14 protein-coding genes are annotated in these 17243 nt (G+C 47.7%); 10 read left to right on the top strand and 4 right to left on the bottom strand.

Going from position 1 to position 17243, the window contains the following annotated elements; genetic code table 11:
* Positions 1 to 211 precede the first annotated feature (211 nt).
* Together C9J01_RS12910 and C9J01_RS12905 are read right to left on the bottom strand one after the other, a co-directional pair.
* The gene (locus tag C9J01_RS12910; protein WP_107298567.1) at positions 212 to 562 is read right to left on the bottom strand and encodes a hypothetical protein; all 351 of its coding nucleotides are present in this window, start codon (positions 560 to 562) and stop codon (positions 212 to 214) included.
* 371 nt (positions 563 to 933) lie between these two features.
* A complete protein-coding gene (locus C9J01_RS12905) occupies positions 934 to 2334 on the bottom strand; it encodes a cytochrome c peroxidase (protein WP_107298566.1) in 1401 nt (466 codons plus the stop codon).
* Between the two features lie 452 nt (positions 2335 to 2786).
* On the opposite strand from C9J01_RS12905, the gene cmoA reads away from it, so the two are divergent.
* The 8 genes from cmoA (at position 2787) to C9J01_RS12865 (ending at position 10774) form a co-directional block, all read left to right on the top strand.
* On the top strand, positions 2787 to 3515 hold the full coding sequence (cmoA, locus tag C9J01_RS12900) for a carboxy-S-adenosyl-L-methionine synthase CmoA (protein ID WP_107298565.1): 729 nt from the start codon (positions 2787 to 2789) through the stop codon (positions 3513 to 3515).
* Between the two features lie 14 nt (positions 3516 to 3529).
* A complete protein-coding gene (gene cmoB, locus C9J01_RS12895) occupies positions 3530 to 4504 on the top strand; it encodes a tRNA 5-methoxyuridine(34)/uridine 5-oxyacetic acid(34) synthase CmoB (protein WP_107298564.1) in 975 nt (324 codons plus the stop codon).
* Between the two features lie 90 nt (positions 4505 to 4594).
* Entirely contained in the window at positions 4595 to 5362 is a 768-nt protein-coding gene (locus C9J01_RS12890) for an ATP-dependent zinc protease family protein (RefSeq protein WP_107298563.1), read from the top strand.
* 20 nt (positions 5363 to 5382) lie between these two features.
* Entirely contained in the window at positions 5383 to 6888 is a 1506-nt protein-coding gene (locus C9J01_RS12885) for an inactive transglutaminase family protein (RefSeq protein ID WP_107298562.1), read from the top strand.
* A 9-nt stretch (positions 6889 to 6897) separates the two neighbouring features.
* Positions 6898 to 7866 (top strand): alpha-L-glutamate ligase-like protein, encoded by a 969-nt coding sequence (locus C9J01_RS12880; RefSeq protein ID WP_107298681.1) that lies wholly within the window; start codon positions 6898 to 6900, stop codon positions 7864 to 7866.
* A 108-nt stretch (positions 7867 to 7974) separates the two neighbouring features.
* Positions 7975 to 9162, top strand: coding sequence for a MalY/PatB family protein (locus C9J01_RS12875; RefSeq protein WP_107298561.1), 1188 nt, complete (start codon positions 7975 to 7977; stop codon positions 9160 to 9162).
* A 129-nt stretch (positions 9163 to 9291) separates the two neighbouring features.
* Complete coding sequence (locus C9J01_RS12870) at positions 9292 to 9798, top strand: VC2046/SO_2500 family protein (protein WP_107298560.1); 507 nt, start codon at positions 9292 to 9294, stop codon at positions 9796 to 9798.
* Between the two features lie 289 nt (positions 9799 to 10087).
* A complete protein-coding gene (locus tag C9J01_RS12865; protein ID WP_107298559.1) occupies positions 10088 to 10774 on the top strand; it encodes an SDR family oxidoreductase in 687 nt (228 codons plus the stop codon).
* 124 nt (positions 10775 to 10898) lie between these two features.
* On the opposite strand, the gene adhE is transcribed toward C9J01_RS12865, so the two are convergent.
* Entirely contained in the window at positions 10899 to 13598 is a 2700-nt protein-coding gene (gene adhE, locus C9J01_RS12860) for a bifunctional acetaldehyde-CoA/alcohol dehydrogenase (RefSeq protein ID WP_107298558.1), read from the bottom strand.
* A gap of 708 nt (positions 13599 to 14306) precedes the next feature.
* Here adhE and C9J01_RS12855 point away from each other — a divergent pair.
* Entirely contained in the window at positions 14307 to 14945 is a 639-nt protein-coding gene (locus C9J01_RS12855) for a YchE family NAAT transporter (protein WP_107298557.1), read from the top strand.
* A 163-nt stretch (positions 14946 to 15108) separates the two neighbouring features.
* On the top strand, positions 15109 to 15942 hold the full coding sequence (locus tag C9J01_RS12850; RefSeq protein WP_158264537.1) for an ion transporter: 834 nt from the start codon (positions 15109 to 15111) through the stop codon (positions 15940 to 15942).
* A gap of 95 nt (positions 15943 to 16037) precedes the next feature.
* Here C9J01_RS12850 and glpQ read toward each other — a convergent pair whose 3' ends face one another.
* Positions 16038 to 17120 carry a glycerophosphodiester phosphodiesterase gene (gene glpQ / locus C9J01_RS12845; protein ID WP_107298556.1) on the bottom strand — a complete coding sequence of 361 codons (1083 nt, stop codon included), beginning with the start codon at positions 17118 to 17120 and terminating at the stop codon, positions 16038 to 16040.
* Between the last annotated feature and the right edge of the window lie 123 nt (positions 17121 to 17243).

Genomic DNA, 17243 nt, shown 5'->3' with positions numbered 1-17243 from the left:
AACCTATTCTAACGATAAGTAGGTCAGATTAACTATAATAATTAGTGATTAAGTCTATTAGGTCTCTGTTTTCCATAATTAGATCATTTAAATATTACTGTTCAAAAAGTTTTTATTTCAAATTTAAAACTGCATAGAACAGAGTTAGATAATCGTAGAGAAAAATCTCAATTATCTTTAGTAATTGCTAAGAATGAAAACAGATAATCTGTCACATGCATAAAAACAATAGACCGAATAAGCTTGACTTTTCACCATTTTTCTCAATATAGCCAGGTTTTGGCACAACTTTACCTGACTTGGTTTCTTGAATTAAATATTGCATTCTGAAAGTTTCACCAGACTTAGACTTAGCTCTCACTTCAACTATGTCATTACCGTTACTTGATTGAAATTGCTCCCATTCAATATTCTCATTGTATTTTAATGATAACGTATCTTCGAAAGACAAGTCTGAGCCATCGCAAAAGTCAGAATTCTTTATTTGAGAAATTGGGCTTTTTTCACATCCACTAAGTAACAATGTTAAAGCAGCCGCTAATATTAATTTATTTAATCCCATACTATCCCTTTACAGTGCAATCATCTTGAAAAATTATACATTCATCAACTTGACAGTAAACATTGCTTGATGACAATCAATATATAACATTTAAAAAATAATGTTTGTGTGACCTGTGATAGATTGCAAATATAATGAGTATTATCAGTAGGGATTGTGATTAATAATATTTAACTTACGTCATTTTATTATTATAAAAAGGATAACACCAATACCCTATAGGCATCCCCCATTCCTTCACTTAGCCGACAATATATGTACTATCAATTTTAACTTCCACTCTTGAGGCTAACTGACTACACCCCCATAAAAAAACACCCCGCAGGCTTAAACTACGGGGTGTTGTATCTTGCAGTTATAGAATGTGGCTATTACTGCAAAATCTGGCCATTGTACTCACCGTTAAGGGTTTCTAAGTACGCGGTAATCTTGCCGATCTCAGCTTCCGATAGCTTAACGCCAACCTGGTAGTACGCCATCTTATCGACGGCATCCGCCAAGGTTTCTACGCTACCATCATGGAAGTACGGCGCCGTCAGGGCAACGTTACGCAGAGTCGGAACCTTGAAGCGGTGCAAGTCACGATCATCACCCGTTTCGTTGAAGCGGCCGTAATCGGCTTCAGTCAACTCACCGCCGCGCGAGGCAAAGTAGTCATGCTTAAGACCCATCACCTCAAAGCTTTGGCCCCCCATCGCTTCGCCAACGTGGCAAGTACTACATTTGTGTTCTTTGAACAGAGCATAGCCTTCTTGTTCTTCGGCACTCAGTGCGTCATAGTTGCCACGTAGGAATTGGTCGAAGCGACTGTTAGGCGTCACCAGGGTTTTCTCGAACTCGGCTATCGCATCGGTAATACTGTGTTCCGTAATACCTTCTGCATAAATGGCAGCAAAGGCAGCGTTCATTTCATCATCAACCTCAAGTTTTTCGATGATCTGCTCCCAAGAGTCAGAAGCCATCTCCAATGGGTTCAACGGTGGACCGCCAGCCTGAGCCTGCAAATCATGCGCTCGGCCATCCCAAAACTGATGGGTATTGAACACGGAGTTAAACACTGTTGGCGCGTTGATTGGGCCAATTGCGCCGCCAACACCCACAGAAGTCACCAGGCGATCTACACCGCCGGTGTCCAAGCCATGGCAACTGGCACAAGAGACCGTGTTATCACCTGAAAGACGGGTATCGTGATAAAGCTTGTCGCCCAGCTCAACTTTTGCCGTTTCAACATCGAAAGTAGTACGGATAGGCTGAACCGCTTCGTATTTGAATTCAGCCGTTATATTTTGCTGCTCGGTATGGTGGCGCAAGCGCTCTTGCTTCACCCAAGCTTGAAGTGTTTCAGTTTCTTCTTGAGAGAGTTTCGAACGCCAGTGCATAGTCAGGTACAGAGCTGGCGGCATCGAATTATCTTCAAGTACCGACTCAAGCTTAGCCAGGTCAACTTCTGACACCAATTCACCGGCGCGGACCTGATTTAACATGGCATCAACGTAGAAGTGGCGGGTACCGTCCTCTACATCTTTATCCATCAATTGCTTAGCAACCGGAAGGTTGCCATAGAATGGCATTTCACTATCGCTAGTATGGCAGTATGAACAGCCGTTTTTGTTCAGTACATCGAATGCCGCAGTTGAAAGCGGGCTGATATCCTGCTTGGCAATTTCATGGTAACGGGTTACCGCCAGTTGCTGGTCAAACTTATCGACCGTGTAGACCGAGGCCAGGTAGCCGACAAGGCCCACACCAACCGCATAATAGAATTTACGCATTTACTACTCCCCCTATACTCCCCCTAGATATGCGGGGAAGATAAAAGCTAGGAAACCACCTTTCCAATTGAAAAAAGCGTAAAGGCCAATTGATTTATCCGATAAAACATAACCTTAACAACTATAGGTTTATTAATAAGCAGTCTGATGCACCATTGGCGGGATATGTACTGATTTTACACATAACAGCAACAAACATTTTGTTACATTTCATATTCTGGCTTTCGGCTGGAGCAGGGAAATCCTAAACCTGATTTCCTACCCTATTTTGCTATAGGGGAAGTGCAAAGCAGAAAAAAATCATTAAAGACAAATGGCCGGATTTTCACTACAATACGCGACCTTTCAGCGGTGATGGATCACCCCAGTATGTTGATTGACGCCGAAGGCGCAGAAAAGTTCATACTTATCATTTGGGATCCCTGTTTTTTTTATAGATGAGGTTCGTGAAGATGGCCGGTCACGACAATATTTTTGCGGCGCCGATAGATAAAATCGGTGATTTTACGTTTGACGAACGTGTAGCCGAAGTTTTTCCGGATATGATCCAGCGCTCGGTACCGGGCTACAGCAACATCATTTCTGCCATTGGTATGTTGGCTGAACGCTTCGCCAAACCGCACTCGAAAGTTTACGATCTAGGCTGTTCCCTAGGTGCGGCGACCTTATCAATGCGTCGCCATATCCAGCAGGAAGGCTGCGAAATCATCGCAGTCGATAACTCCAGCGCCATGGTAGAGCGCTGCCGCCTGCACGTTAATGCCTACCGCTCAGACACACCGGTACAGGTTGTGGAAGCAGACATCCGCGATATCGAGATCAGCGATGCCTCTGTGGTGGTACTTAACTTTACCTTGCAGTTTCTAGCTCCCGATGATCGCCAAACCCTGCTAGAGAAAATTTATGCTGGTCTGCGCCCAGGCGGTATTTTGATCCTGTCAGAAAAATACATCTTCGACGATGAGCGTGCCCACGAGCTACTCATCGACCTGCACCACGATTTCAAGCGTGCCAATGGTTACAGCGAACTGGAAATCAGCCAGAAACGCAGTGCCATCGAAAACGTTATGCTGCCAGACAGCATCGATACTCATAAACAACGCTTTGAAAAAATCGGCTTCACCAGCTCAGAAGTCTGGTTCCAATGCTTCAACTTCGGCTCGATGTTTGCCATTAAATAAGGTTTCTATTGTCTATGTTTACTTTTGCTGAGTTTTACCAGCTCCTTGCCCAGCATGAAACACTGCGCCCTTGGCTAAACACCCTGCCAAAGCAATTGAGCGATTGGGAAGAAAAAGCTCACGGTGATATGGGACGCTGGATGCGTGCCCTTAAAAAATTCCCAACCGACAAGCCAGATATCATTGACCTGAAAAATGCGGTCAGCGTGCGTAATGAGGATGGTATTGCCGAAGGCGAGCAAAAACGCCTTGAGAGCTTGCTGCGCCTGCTTCACCCATGGCGCAAGGGCCCTTATGAAATGCACGGTATCCATATTGATACCGAGTGGCGTTCAGATTGGAAATGGGACCGCGTCTTACCACATATCTCACCACTCAAAGGCCGCACCGTGCTGGATGTTGGCTGTGGTAACGGTTACCACATGTGGCGTATGTTGGGTGAAGAAGCCAAACTGACCGTGGGTATCGACCCTTCAAACCTGTTCCTGATCCAGTTTGAGGCCATCAAGCGCCTGATGGGGATGGACGATCGTGCTTACCTACTGCCGCTGGGTATTGAACAACTACCTGAGCTGAAGGCTTTCGATACCGTTTTCTCAATGGGTGTGCTTTATCACCGCCGCTCACCGCTTGATCACATCATCCAACTCAAGAACCAGCTACGCAAAGATGGCGAACTGATTTTGGAAACACTGGTGATCGATGGCGACGAGAACGATGTACTGGTACCGACCCACCGTTACGCCCAGATGCATAACGTCTACTTCTTCCCGTCAGCAAAAGCGCTGAAAGTATGGATGGAAAAATGTGGCCTGGTTGACGTTAAAATTGTCGACGAGTGTGTGACCACTACCGACGAACAACGCTCCACTGACTGGATGACCAACAATTCCCTACCGGAATATTTAGACCCTAACGACCCGACAAAAACGGTCGAAGGTTACCCTGCACCTAAGCGTGCCGTGCTAGTCGCACGAAATCCTGACTAACTACTGACAAGGGGGTGCTGTTCGCATCCCTTTTTGTAAGTTAAAATATTGCCGCCTAAGAAAAAATTAGAAGTACCTCCGGGAGATATAATGCTTCGCCGCTTTGTACCATTACTGACCTTTGCCGTCCTTTCTGGCTGTAGCCTTACCCAGCCACAACAAGACCATGAGCAAACTATGCAAGCGATTAACGTCATGGAAGATCGTGTAAATTTCCAGCTTGCAACCATGATCAAACAAATTGATGACCAAAACGCTAATATTGATAAGTTAGAGAGGCAAATTTCTACTCTTTCTGATGATATGAGCCAACGCTACACCGATTCTACCTTGCTGGCTTATACCGAAGAGGAAGAAGAGGCCGCTCCTATCCCTGTCATCATTGATAACGACCCTCGCGTTGCCCATGGCAAGGTGATTTTAGGGGAAGAGGAATGGGTGTGGCTGGACGCTACCCAGAGCTTTTACAAAGCCCGTGTTGATACCGGCGCAACGACCTCATCGGTCAGTGCCACCAACATCCAGATTTTCGAGCGTGATGGCAAAGAATGGGCACGCTTTAATATGAACCACACATCGGATGAAAACCCGAGTGAGGCCGATATTGTCGAAGCGCCTGTGGTTCGTTGGGTCAAAATCCGCCAAGCCAGTGCGAACGGCGTAAACCGTCGCCCTGTCATCGAAGCATGGGTAAAACTCGGCCAGCTTCATGAAAAAGCACAATTTACTTTGGCAGATCGCACACAAATGACCTATCCAGTATTATTAGGGCGAGAGTTTTTCAAAGACATAGCGCTTGTTGACGTAGGTAAAAAGTTTGTTCAAGGAATGAATGAACAACAAGTACAACAAAACTAATAACAAATGATGAGGACGTCATGACATCAAGAATCCCGTTTTATTTTCTTATTACCCTGCTAGTCATCGCAGGGGCGGCACTGAGTATGTACCGCCACGATGTCTACGGGGTGCCATGGACGCCAGGTGAAGAACGCGCGTTATGGGAGCTCGAGGCTCGAATTGAATTCGATGCTATTGGTGACCCGGTAAAAGTCTCTATGGCCGCGCCGGAAACCCAGCAAGGGTTCACACAAATTGATGAGAGTACCTCATCACCGGGTTATGGCGTCGCGCTGATTGATACCAACAAAGGCCGCCGAGCAGAATGGTCGATCCGCGAAGCGACCGGCAAGCAAATCCTTTACTACAAAACCCAAATGCTGGTCGATGATCAGGCAAGCTTCAATATGGTACCGCCTAAAGGCGATACCGTTGCGGTAAGCCTAGATAACCCGCAGCAAACCGCTGCGACAGCCCTGCTCGACCAAGCCCGCAGCCTGTCTTCTGACAACGTCACATTGACCCGTGAGTTAATCAAGCAATTCAACGACCGCAATAACCAAAATGCGGCCTTGTTGCTAAACAGCTTGAGTCGCGAGCAAGCGATTATCAACCTACTGTCCCTAGAGAAAATTCACGCCCGTATCGTTGGTGGCCTGCAACTGGAAGATGGCCGACGTCGCCAGAGCATTACCCCAATGGTTGAAGTGTGGAACGGTCAGGTTTGGGAACTGTTTGACCTGCAAACCGGCCAAGAAGGCAAACCAGACAACATCCTGCTTTGGAACCAGCAAGGTCACTCCCTACTAGATGTGATCGGTGGTCGTAACTCCAACATCAGCTTCTCGATTATTGCCCAGGATATCACTCCGCAGCAGGCAACTCGCGAGAAGGTGCAGGCCGAAGATCTACTGAACTTCTCGATCCATAGCCTGCCGGTTGAAGAACAAGCCATGTTCAAGACCATCATGCTAGTACCTATCGGTGCCCTGATTGTGGTATTCCTGCGTATCATCGTCGGCCTGAAGACCTCTGGTACCTTCATGCCCGTTCTGATAGCGGTCGCATTTGTGCAGACCCAGCTGGTTACCGGTATCCTTGGCTTCCTGCTGATTGTCGGTACCGGTTTGGTGATCCGTAGTTATCTTTCCAAACTCAACCTGCTACTGGTGGCAAGGATATCTGCGGTAATCATCACGGTTATCATGATTATCTCGGTCTTCACCGTTGTTGCCTTCAAGATTGGCTTGGTAGAAGGCCTGACTATCACCTTCTTCCCGATGATCATCCTATCGTGGACCATCGAACGTATGTCTATCCTGTGGGAAGAGGAAGGGGCGAAGGAAGTATTAATCCAAGGTGGTGGCTCGCTGCTTACTGCGGTCTTCGTTTACTTGGCGATGACTAACCCATTGATCCGTCACCTGACATTCAACTTTATCGGTATTCAGCTGATCATCCTGGCGCTTATCCTGATGCTAGGTAACTACACGGGTTACCGTTTGAGCGAGCTACGCCGCTTCAAGCCATTAGCGGAGGACTAAACTATGTCACTGTTTTCACAGTTTACGTCCCCGTTCAAGCTGCGCGAGCGCGGGATCATGGGGATGAACCAGCGCAACCACAGCTACATCGGTCGCTACAATGACCGTAGCCTGTATCCGCTGGTTGACGACAAGCTCAAGACCAAGTTGATTGCCAAACAAGCCGGGGCCACGGTCCCGGAACTGATTGGGGTTATCGACAGCCAAGTATACGTCAAGCGCGTCCACGACATGGTCAAGGACTGGCCGGGTTTTGTTATCAAGCCAGCCCAAGGCTCAGGTGGTAAAGGTATTTTGGTTGTGGTCAAGCACAAGGACGGGATCTATGTAAAACCATCCGGTGCCGAAATGAACAAGCAAGATGTCGAGCGTCACATTACCAACACCTTAGCGGGACTATTCTCGCTAGGTGGTAAGAATGACGTGGCGATGATCGAGAACCTGATCCAGTTCGACGATGTATTCGATGGCTTCAGCTACGAAGGTGTGCCTGACGTCCGGGTTATTGTCTTCAAGGGCTACCCAGTAATGGCGATGATGCGTTGCTCGACGGCAGCTTCCGACGGTAAAGCTAACTTGCACCAAGGTGCGGTCGGGGTGGGTATTGATATCGCGACCGGTAAGGCTATCCGAGCGGTTCAGTTTGACCAGCCGGTCGAACGTCACCCGGATACTGACCGCCTGCTAAGTGAGCTCGCGGTACCGAACTGGCACAAGCTGCTTACCCTCGCCTCTAGCGCCTGGGAAATGACTGGCCTTGGCTATATGGGTACAGATATGGTTCTGGACAAGGTCTATGGGCCGATGGTACTTGAGCTCAATGCGCGTCCAGGTCTGGCAATTCAGACGGCAAATGGTGCCGGCCTGTTACCGCGCTTACAGCATATTGAAAACTTAGGCGTGCCAGCCAAGCCACCGACACCGGAAGAGCGAGTTGCCTACGCTGCAGATCAATTTGGCGTAAAATCAAAGTTCTAGCGCTAATCTCGAAACCTAAAATATCAAGCCCCAGCCATGTGCTGGGGCTTTTTTATTTTTTGCTCATGTGGCAATAATAGGCGAGTTAATTTGCGCAAAGGATTCTTCATGCAGCCCGCTAAACCAGCTAAATCAGCTAGTCCTCAACCCGACCCCTTGTTTGATCAACACATTGACCGTACCAGCAGCAATAGTATCAAATGGCAGAAATACCAAGGCCAAGATGTACTCCCTATGTGGGTCGCCGACAGTGACTTCAAGGTGCCAGAAGCTATCACTAATGCCCTACATAACCACGTCGATCACGGTATATTTGGTTATGGTAGTGCCCCTAAGGCGCTGACGGATCTCATCGTCGAACGTATTCAGCGCCTGTATCAGTGGCATATCGAGCCAGAGTGGATTGTATATTTGCCGGGATTAGTCTGCGGAATTAATCTGGCAGTCCGTGCCGTTTGCGATGCAGAGCAAGGAGTCGCTTGCCCGAGTCCGATTTATCCACCATTCAAATCATCGGCTAAACTTGCAAAGCGTTCTTTGAGCAAATTACCGGTATTGCTTGAAGGGCAACGCTGGTTGATGTCTCTGGATGAAAACGCGCTATTACCTGACACGCGGCTGCTGTTGTTTTGCAACCCATTAAACCCTGGTGGCACGATATACCGAAGAAACGAACTGGAAGCCGTTGCTGACTTTGCCAAACAGCAGGATTTGATTGTTTGCTCTGATGAAATCCATTGTGATTTGCTTCTCGAGCCTGGCTGCCAGCATATTCCTTTTGCCAGCCTCAATGAGGATGCAGCACAGCGATCTATTACCTTGATCGCACCGAGCAAAACATTCAACATCGCTGGCCTTGGTGCCTCGATGGCTATCATCCCTAACCCAACATTACGGCGGGAATTCATCCGTACCAAAGCCGGGATCGTACCGGATGTTAATGTTCTGGCTTACACTGCCGCCCAAGCAGCCTATGAGCACGGCCAACCTTGGCTCGACAGGCAACTTGCTTACCTAAGGCAAAACAAAACTACTGTCGAACAGGCCATTAACCGCATGCCCTATCTCACCCTTCAACCCATCGAGGGCACATACTTAGCCTGGATTGACGCTACGGCACTGCCCGTCCCTTCCCCCTTCAAATTCTTCGAGCAGGCCGGTGTGGGGCTGTCACCCGGAGCAGATTTCGGTCACCCTGGCTTTGTCAGGCTAAATTTTGCCTGCCGCCACCAAACATTGGTTGAGGCTTTACAACGTATGGAGCAAGCTGTTAATTCCTTGCAGGAGCAGCAATAGCCCCCACATAAGCAGTAATTGGCGAAAGAGTAACCATTCACTTGTCTCGCCGTATTTTTTATTAAAGAAATCACCGGCTGTACCGATACAAACCCTATAACACTGGTAGGTTTTCTCGGTACAGCATCCATGCAAATCCATTCACTCGACAAAGCACAGCTGATCAATGAAGTTCAGCTTGGCAGCCAACTCAGCCATGCGGTTGAGGGGGGACGTCGTGCCGATTTTGCCCTGATGCTCGCCCTGCTCTCTCCCGAGCAACTGGAAACCACCCCCGTTGACGCGCTACCTGCCGCAGGCAAAACAGAAAGCGAGCTTCGCGCATACTTTGAACTCCCTGAGCCGCAGCCGCTGTCGACAACAGAGAGCAGCTACCAGAATGCCGCCCTACAAGCACAAGCTTTCCATGAAAGCGGCTTAGCCGATGCCCGCCTGCTCGATAGCCTCAAACCAACCCCTCTGACCTACCCGCCACAAGGCACCAAGGGTATGCCAGAAGAGGTGTACCACAACCTATCAGGCCATGAACGCCGCCTGTTGCCTCCCACTGAAGATGCAACCATCAAGGCATCTCCACAAGATCTATACCTGTCACTGGTCCAAGCCAAACGCTTCGCCGAAATGTACGGCGCCTGAACGCATCCTATTGGGTGATTTTGCCTAAATTTGAAGTCAAAATGAGCTAACTTGCTAGTTATTACGTTGATATGATTATCATTACGAATTTAATTTCGTGACCGCCTTCATAGCTTTGTCACCTTTATGCTGCACAGTGATCACAGTTCACTAACATTTTAATGCTAGGTCGCAAGTTTGGGGGATTATTCACAGACAGCTACTCTGGGACTGCGTAACCTAAGTCTATGATTTGTAAGTTGGCTTTTTGACAGTAACAATGTGTCGGCAGCCTAATATAGGAAGAGCTATGAATATCGCACATTCAGTCATTATCATCACAGCGGCAGGGAGTCCCTTGGGTAAAGCCCTATCGCTCCATTTTGCCTCACTAGGGGCAAAACTGGCCTTGGTCGATGAACGTCAACATGCGCTAGGGCAAACTTTGCAAGCTTGTCAGGCCATCGGGGCACCATGCCAATCCTATCTGATCCCGGATCAAAGCGAGCGCACCATAGCTACCCTCATCAATAATATCCACCAGCATTTTGGCAAAATAGAAGTACTCGTGAACTGTTGGGTGGACTCAGCCCTGCCTTCACTATTAAGTCCTTCTTCAGTGGATCAATTCAGCCGTTCAATGAATGAAAAAGCGACGCCTTTCTTTACCTTCGGCAAGCAGACCGCTCACTATATGCGCGACCACAACTGCCATGGGGTTATCATCAACCTAGCAGCCAATGAGGATTGTTTGCACAATTCTGTCCATTCGGGCTCGAAAGCCATTGTTTCGGGCTTGACCCAAAGCTGGGCCAAAGAGTTAGCAGAGTTCAATATCCGTGTTGGCGGAGTCGTGCCACTCACTATTGAATGCCCTTGTAACAACCACCACCATAAACTCAGCTCACCACTGCAATACGAAATCGCCCGCAGTGCCGAATATATTGTTGCCAATGACTACTTCAACGGCAGGATGATCGAAGCCGAAGTCAGTTAATCTTCCTCAATTTTTCCTGCTTCTTTATTCCCCCTATTACGCTATCCCCTTTTCGACCCAATAAAAAAGCCCGCCAAAATGGCGGGCTAAATAGGTAGTCTAAAGTGCGCTAGCTAAACAATGATTAAGCTTCTGCTTTCTCTTTTTTAGCTTTTGGTGCTTTCACAGCTTCCTGGTCTTCTTTCTTCTTGATGACCGTTGTGCCTTCGAAAGTTTCACCTTCAACAAACGCCTTACCGTAGTAAGAAGCTAGTAGAACTTCTTTCAGCTCAGCAATTAGAGGGTAGCGTGGGTTCGCACCAGTACACTGGTCATCGAACGCTTCAACCGCTAGCTCGTCAAGCTTCGCTAGGAAGTCAGACTCAGCAACACCCGCAGCCTGGATAGACATTGGGATTTCTAGGTTAACTTTCAGCTCATCCAACCATGCAAGTAGACGCTCGATCTTCTGTGCAGTGCGGTCACCTTCCTGAGATAGGCCTAGGTGGTCAGCAACTTCTGCGTAACGACGGCGTGCCTGTGGACGGTCGTACTGAGAGAATGCAGTCTGCTTAGTTGGGTTGTCGTTCGCGTTGTAACGAACAACGTTAGAGATAAGTAGTGCGTTAGCAAGACCGTGAGGTACGTGGAACTCAGCACCTACTTTGTGCGCCATTGAGTGACAAACACCTAGGAAGGCGTTGGCAAACGCGATACCAGCGATAGTTGCTGCGTTGTGTACTTTCTCACGAGCAATTGGGTCGTTAGCACCATTTGCGTAGCTTGATGGTAGGTATTCTTTAAGCATCTTAAGAGCTTGTAGAGCCTGACCGTCAGAGTATTCGTTCGCAAGAACAGAAACGTAAGCTTCTAGGGCGTGAGTTACTGCATCGTAACCACCGAACGCTGTTAGCGACTTAGGCATGTTCATCACAAGGTTGGCATCAACGATAGCCATCTGTGGAGTTAGCTCGTAGTCCGCTAGAGGGTATTTAGCACCAGTCTTGTCATCGGTAACAACCGCAAATGGAGTTACTTCAGAACCTGTACCAGAAGTAGTAGTGATACATACTAGTTCTGCTTTCTTACCCATTTTCGGGAACTTGTAGATACGCTTACGGATATCCATAAAGCGCATTGCTAGTTCTTCGAAGTGTGTTTCTGGGTGCTCGTACATTACCCACATGATCTTCGCAGCATCCATCGGTGAACCACCACCAAGAGCTAGAATAACGTCTGGCTGGAAGCTTTGCATTGCAGCTGCACCTTTCTCTACCACAGATAGAGTAGGATCTGCTTCTACATCGAAGAATACCTGAACTTCAATGCCTTGCGCTTTAAGTAGCTGTACTACATCGTCAGCGTAACCGTTGTTGAATAGGAAACGGTCAGTTACAAGGAACGCACGTTTCTTGCCTTCTAGGTCGCCAAGCGCGATTGGCAGGCTACCACGACGGAAGTAGATTGACTTAGGTAGTTTGTGCCACAACATGTTTTCAGCTCGCTTAGCTACAGTTTTCTTGTTGATAAGGTGCTTAGGACCTACGTTCTCAGAGATAGAGTTACCACCCCATGAACCACAACCCAGTGTTAGAGACGGTGCAACGTTGAAGTTGTACAGGTCACCGATACCACCGTGAGTAGTAGGGATGTTTACAAGAATACGTGCAGTCTTCAGCTTGTCGCCGAAGTAGCGGATGCGGTCTGCATTCACGTCTTGGTTAGTGTAAAGACCAGATGTGTGGCCGATACCACCGATTTCAACCATAGTCACAGCCTGCTCAACAGCGTCTTCGAAGTTGTCAGCGCGGAATAGACCTAGAGTTGGAGATAGTTTCTCGTGAGCGAATGCATCGTCGTAAGACACTTTGCCCAGACCTTCACCTACAAGTACCTTGGTGTCAGCTGGAACTTTAACGCCTGCCATTTCAGCGATAGCTGGAGCTGGCTGGCCTACGATTTTCGCGTTCAGGTTGCCGTCGATAAGCAGTACTTTACGTACTTTCTCAGCTTCTGCCTTAGATAGAACGTAAGCTTTGTGAGAAGCGAAACGCTCTTTTACTTCGTCGTATACTTCGTCAACAACGATTGCAGCCTGCTCAGAAGCACACACTACGCCGTTATCGAAAGTCTTAGACATCAGGATAGAAGCAACAGCACGCTTAACGTCTGCAGTTTCGTCAATAACCACTGGAACGTTACCCGCACCTACACCGATTGCTGGCTTACCAGAGGAGTAAGCTGCTTTAACCATGCCTGGACCACCAGTTGCAAGGATAAGTGCGATGTCATCATGCTTCATCAGTGCGTTTGAAAGCTCTACAGATGGCTGGTCGATCCAACCGATGATGTCTTTTGGTGCACCAGCAGCGATAGCCGCTTCTAGAACCAATTTAGCTGCATCGTTGGTAGAGTTCTTCGCACGTGGGTGTGGCGAGAAGATGATACCGTTACGGGTTTTTAGAGAGATTAGAGATTTGAAGATAGCAGTAGAGGTTGGGTTTGTGGTTGGTACGATACCACAGATGATACCCACTGGCTCTGCGATAGTCATAGTACCTAGGTTGTCATCCTCTTCAAGGATGCCACAGGTCTGCTCGTCTTTGTATTTGTTGTAGATAAATTCTGAAGCGAAGTGGTTTTTAATAACCTTATCTTCGACGATACCCATACCTGACTCTTCTACCGCTTGTTGCGCTAGAGGAATACGTGCTTGGTTAGCCGCTAGAGATGCAGCACGGAAGATTTTGTCTACTTGCTCCTGAGAGTAAGTCGCAAACTCTTTCTGAGCCGCTTTAACGCGTGCAACCATTGCATCTAGTTCAGCCATATTAGTAACAGGCATAGTTAACTCCTAACTTAAGATTGAAAACTTTTTAGTAAGGATGCGTTCACATCCTTTTGGGTTATCCGGGAGCGATCCTGCTCAAAAAACCGGTAACACACATACTTAGTAAATTGCTTTCAAAACTGATTATATTCTTTCACACCGCGAAAAAAATTGATTTAGATCACTTGTAACCATTTAGAGTTACACTTTGTTATTTTTTGACCCATATCACCCAAAAACAATAACCTAAGCGGTTGATTTGTGACCATACCGCTTGAAGTGCAGCGAAGTGAAGCTAAATCACGCAAACATCAAGCCATATTATTACGTAATAAAGCTACACAATTTGTCATATATAGACAATAACGAGACCTAAATCACAGTTTTCAGAGCATCAGCATTCAGTTTTGTTTCATTAATGTAGCACGCAATGTGCTCACCAAAGAATAACCCATACCATGGGCATTTACACCAGCGCAACAAGATATTCATAAATAACTTTAAATAGGGAAAGATATAACTATTTTTAATTGGTGAAAGTCAGACAATTGGCTTAAAGTATCGCCGATCAACAGGTTTATACTGTTTTAATCGAAGGTTAGATCATTGGAAGAACAAGCCTTGCTGACTCTGTCGTGCTTTCCCGTGACACAATTTTCCGACCTTTGGCTACACTGGGTACCTGTTGGGCTCTAAACTCCCATAATTAGCACTAAACTCCATATGCAACCACTTGAATTAGCCATTTTTCTGCAGTTTTTCGTCGGCCTGATTGCTGCTGTCAACCCGGTCGGGATTATGCCCATCTTCGTCTCGTTGACAGGCCACATGAGCCCGGAAGAACGCAATAAAACAGCCCTGACAGCCAACCTTGCCGTTGCTGTGATCCTGACAGTCTCGCTACTGGCAGGCCAGCTTTTGCTTGATATGTTCAGTATATCCCTCGACTCGTTCCGCGTTGCCGGTGGCCTACTGCTGCTGACGATTGCGTTTTCGATGATGAGCGGTAAGCTCGGTGAAGATAAACAGAACAAGCAGGAAAAATCCGAATCTATCAGCCGCGAGCAGATCGGTGTTGTTCCACTTGCCATGCCTTTAATGGCAGGCCCTGGTGCTATTAGTTCCACTATTGTCTACGGTTCACGTTACCCGGGGATGAGCAGCACGATAGGCATTGCAGTGACCATTGTCGCTTTTGCATTTTGCTGTTGGCTGCTGTTCCGTGCCGCACCGATTATCGTTCGTTTCCTAGGCCAGACCGGCATCAACGTCATTACCCGTATCATGGGTTTGATTCTGGCCGCATTGGGTATTGAGTTTATAGCCAACGGACTGCGTGCCTTGTTCCCGGGCCTTGCTTAACAAAGCAGGGGCCAACAACAGTCACCCGTCTCCAACCCTCGTTATGGCCGGATAGCTTTTAAATAAAGCTTCCGGCCTTGTGTCACACCGCTCGACAAAAGAACAATAGTGCTTACCCCTCAGCAATAATTAGGTTTATTATTTATACACTTATCGTAATTTAATGAGACCTATCGCTTTGGTTACCCTGACCCGTAAACAGCGCCTCTATCAAATTATCTTCGGCACCCAGACCAAAGCTGGGCGAAACTTCGACATCGCATTAATTGTCGCCATTCTCTGCTCTGAGCTTATCTTGATCCTATCAACCATCCGTTCGGTTGATTTCAAATACAGCGAAGCATTGACGGTTCTCGAATGGGTTTTCACTATTCTCTTCACGATTGAATATGCGCTGCGCCTATACTGCTCTCCCAAGCCGTGGGCCTATGCACGCAGTTTTTACGGGGTGATTGACTTAATTGCAGTCCTACCCAGCTATCTGGCTTTCCTGTTCCCGGGATCAAACTACCTACTTATCATCCGCCTGATCAGGGTCATGCGAATCTTCCGCATCCTCAAACTGGCACGCTTCCTCAAAGACTCCAATATCCTGCTGCGCTCTCTACTGATGGCTCAGCGTAAGATCTTGGTATTCTTCAGCACAGTTGCGATATTAGTTACTGTCCTGGGCTCATTGCTTTACATCATTGAAGGGCCTGACAACGGGTTCACTAGCATTCCCACCAGTATCTATTGGGCTATTGTCACTATTACTACCGTGGGTTATGGCGATATTGTGCCGCAAACAGATATGGGAAAAGCCATTGCATCTTTTACCATGCTACTCGGTTACTCAATTCTGGCCGTTCCTACCGGGATCATCACGGCAGAACTCAGCCTAGAAATGAAAACGCAGCGTGAGCTGATCCGCTGCACCAACTGCTCGGCCAGCGGCCACGAAAGCGATGCCAACTTCTGCAAAAAATGCGGAACTCAGTTACCTGAACACCTCTGAAAATAGAGGGTAGATTTAACTGATCGTACAGATAGAAAAACGGCACCTTATATGGGTGCCGTTTTCAAATCTCATTTGTGTCTAACACGCTAACGCTAGTTATGCAGGAAGTTCACCGCTTTATCTGGGAAGTCGGTAAACACCCCGTCTACATCGGCGGTGTTGTAGAAAATATCTAGCATATCGTTGAAGTCATTGGCGTAGGCCGGGATACGCCCCTCATCAGATCGGAACGTATATGGGTGTACCTGCATGCCAGCTTCATGGGCAGCCTTGACCAAGCCCGTAAGCTTGATATTGCCCTTGGTTGACTCATCAGACACCACCATCGACTTCCAAGGACCGATACCGTCAGCATATTTGCCAACCGTAGCCATGCCGTTTGGCTCGAACATCCAGTCATAGCTGTAAGGCTGCGCATTACCGTCCTTACCGTATTCCATGGTTTCGTTCCAGTCGGTATAAGCCATCAGCTGGACCAGTTTGACATCCATTCCCATTGCCGGCATCAACTCATCATGGATACGCTTGAGCTCGTTGAAGTCGAATGTTTGCAAATACACCTTACTGTCTTTGCTGGTATAACCGTATTGCTTGAGCACTTTGAGTACAGCAGCACTGATGTCTTTACCTTCGTGACGGTGGAACCAAGGCGCTTTGATTTCAGGGTAGATACCGATGTCATAACCCAAGGTTTTGTTCAGGCCATGGATCATTTCGATCTCTTCTTCAAAGGTCGGCACTTTGAAATCTGACTGCCACATCGGGAAGCGCTCAGGGAAACCCTGCACCTGCTTACCCTCTTTGATGTTGAAGCCTTCAGTCACGCTCAGTTGCTTGATTTCGGCCAGAGTAAAATCAATGGCGTAGTAGCGGCCATCCTTACGGGCACGGTCGGGGAACACCTCGGCAACATTGGTCACACGGTCAAGGTAGTGATCATGCAGCACGACCAGTCTGTCATCTTTAGTCATGACGACATCCTGCTCGATGTAATCCGGCTTCATGGCATAGGCCAATGCTTTGGCAGCTAAGGTATGCTCCGGTAGGTAACCGGAAGCCCCGCGGTGGGCGACAACCACTTTATCACTGCTGGTTTCATTAGTGCCGGTTTGGGCAAAGCTTGGGGAAGCAAGTAGGGCACTGCCAATCATGGCAGCAAGGAAAGCTGTTTTCATTATTATGTCCTAGTCAATGCGTTGTCATTGTCTTGATTTGTAAAAGCATAATAATGATTCGCTAATATTTCAGTAGCATGACTTTCGCTATGTGTGATCAACAGCGCTCGAAACTGAGCATAT

This window comes from Photobacterium rosenbergii, assembly GCF_003026455.1.
Classification (GTDB): Bacteria; Pseudomonadota; Gammaproteobacteria; order Enterobacterales; family Vibrionaceae; genus Photobacterium; species Photobacterium rosenbergii.
This window is presented reverse-complemented; position numbering and strand designations above follow the sequence as displayed.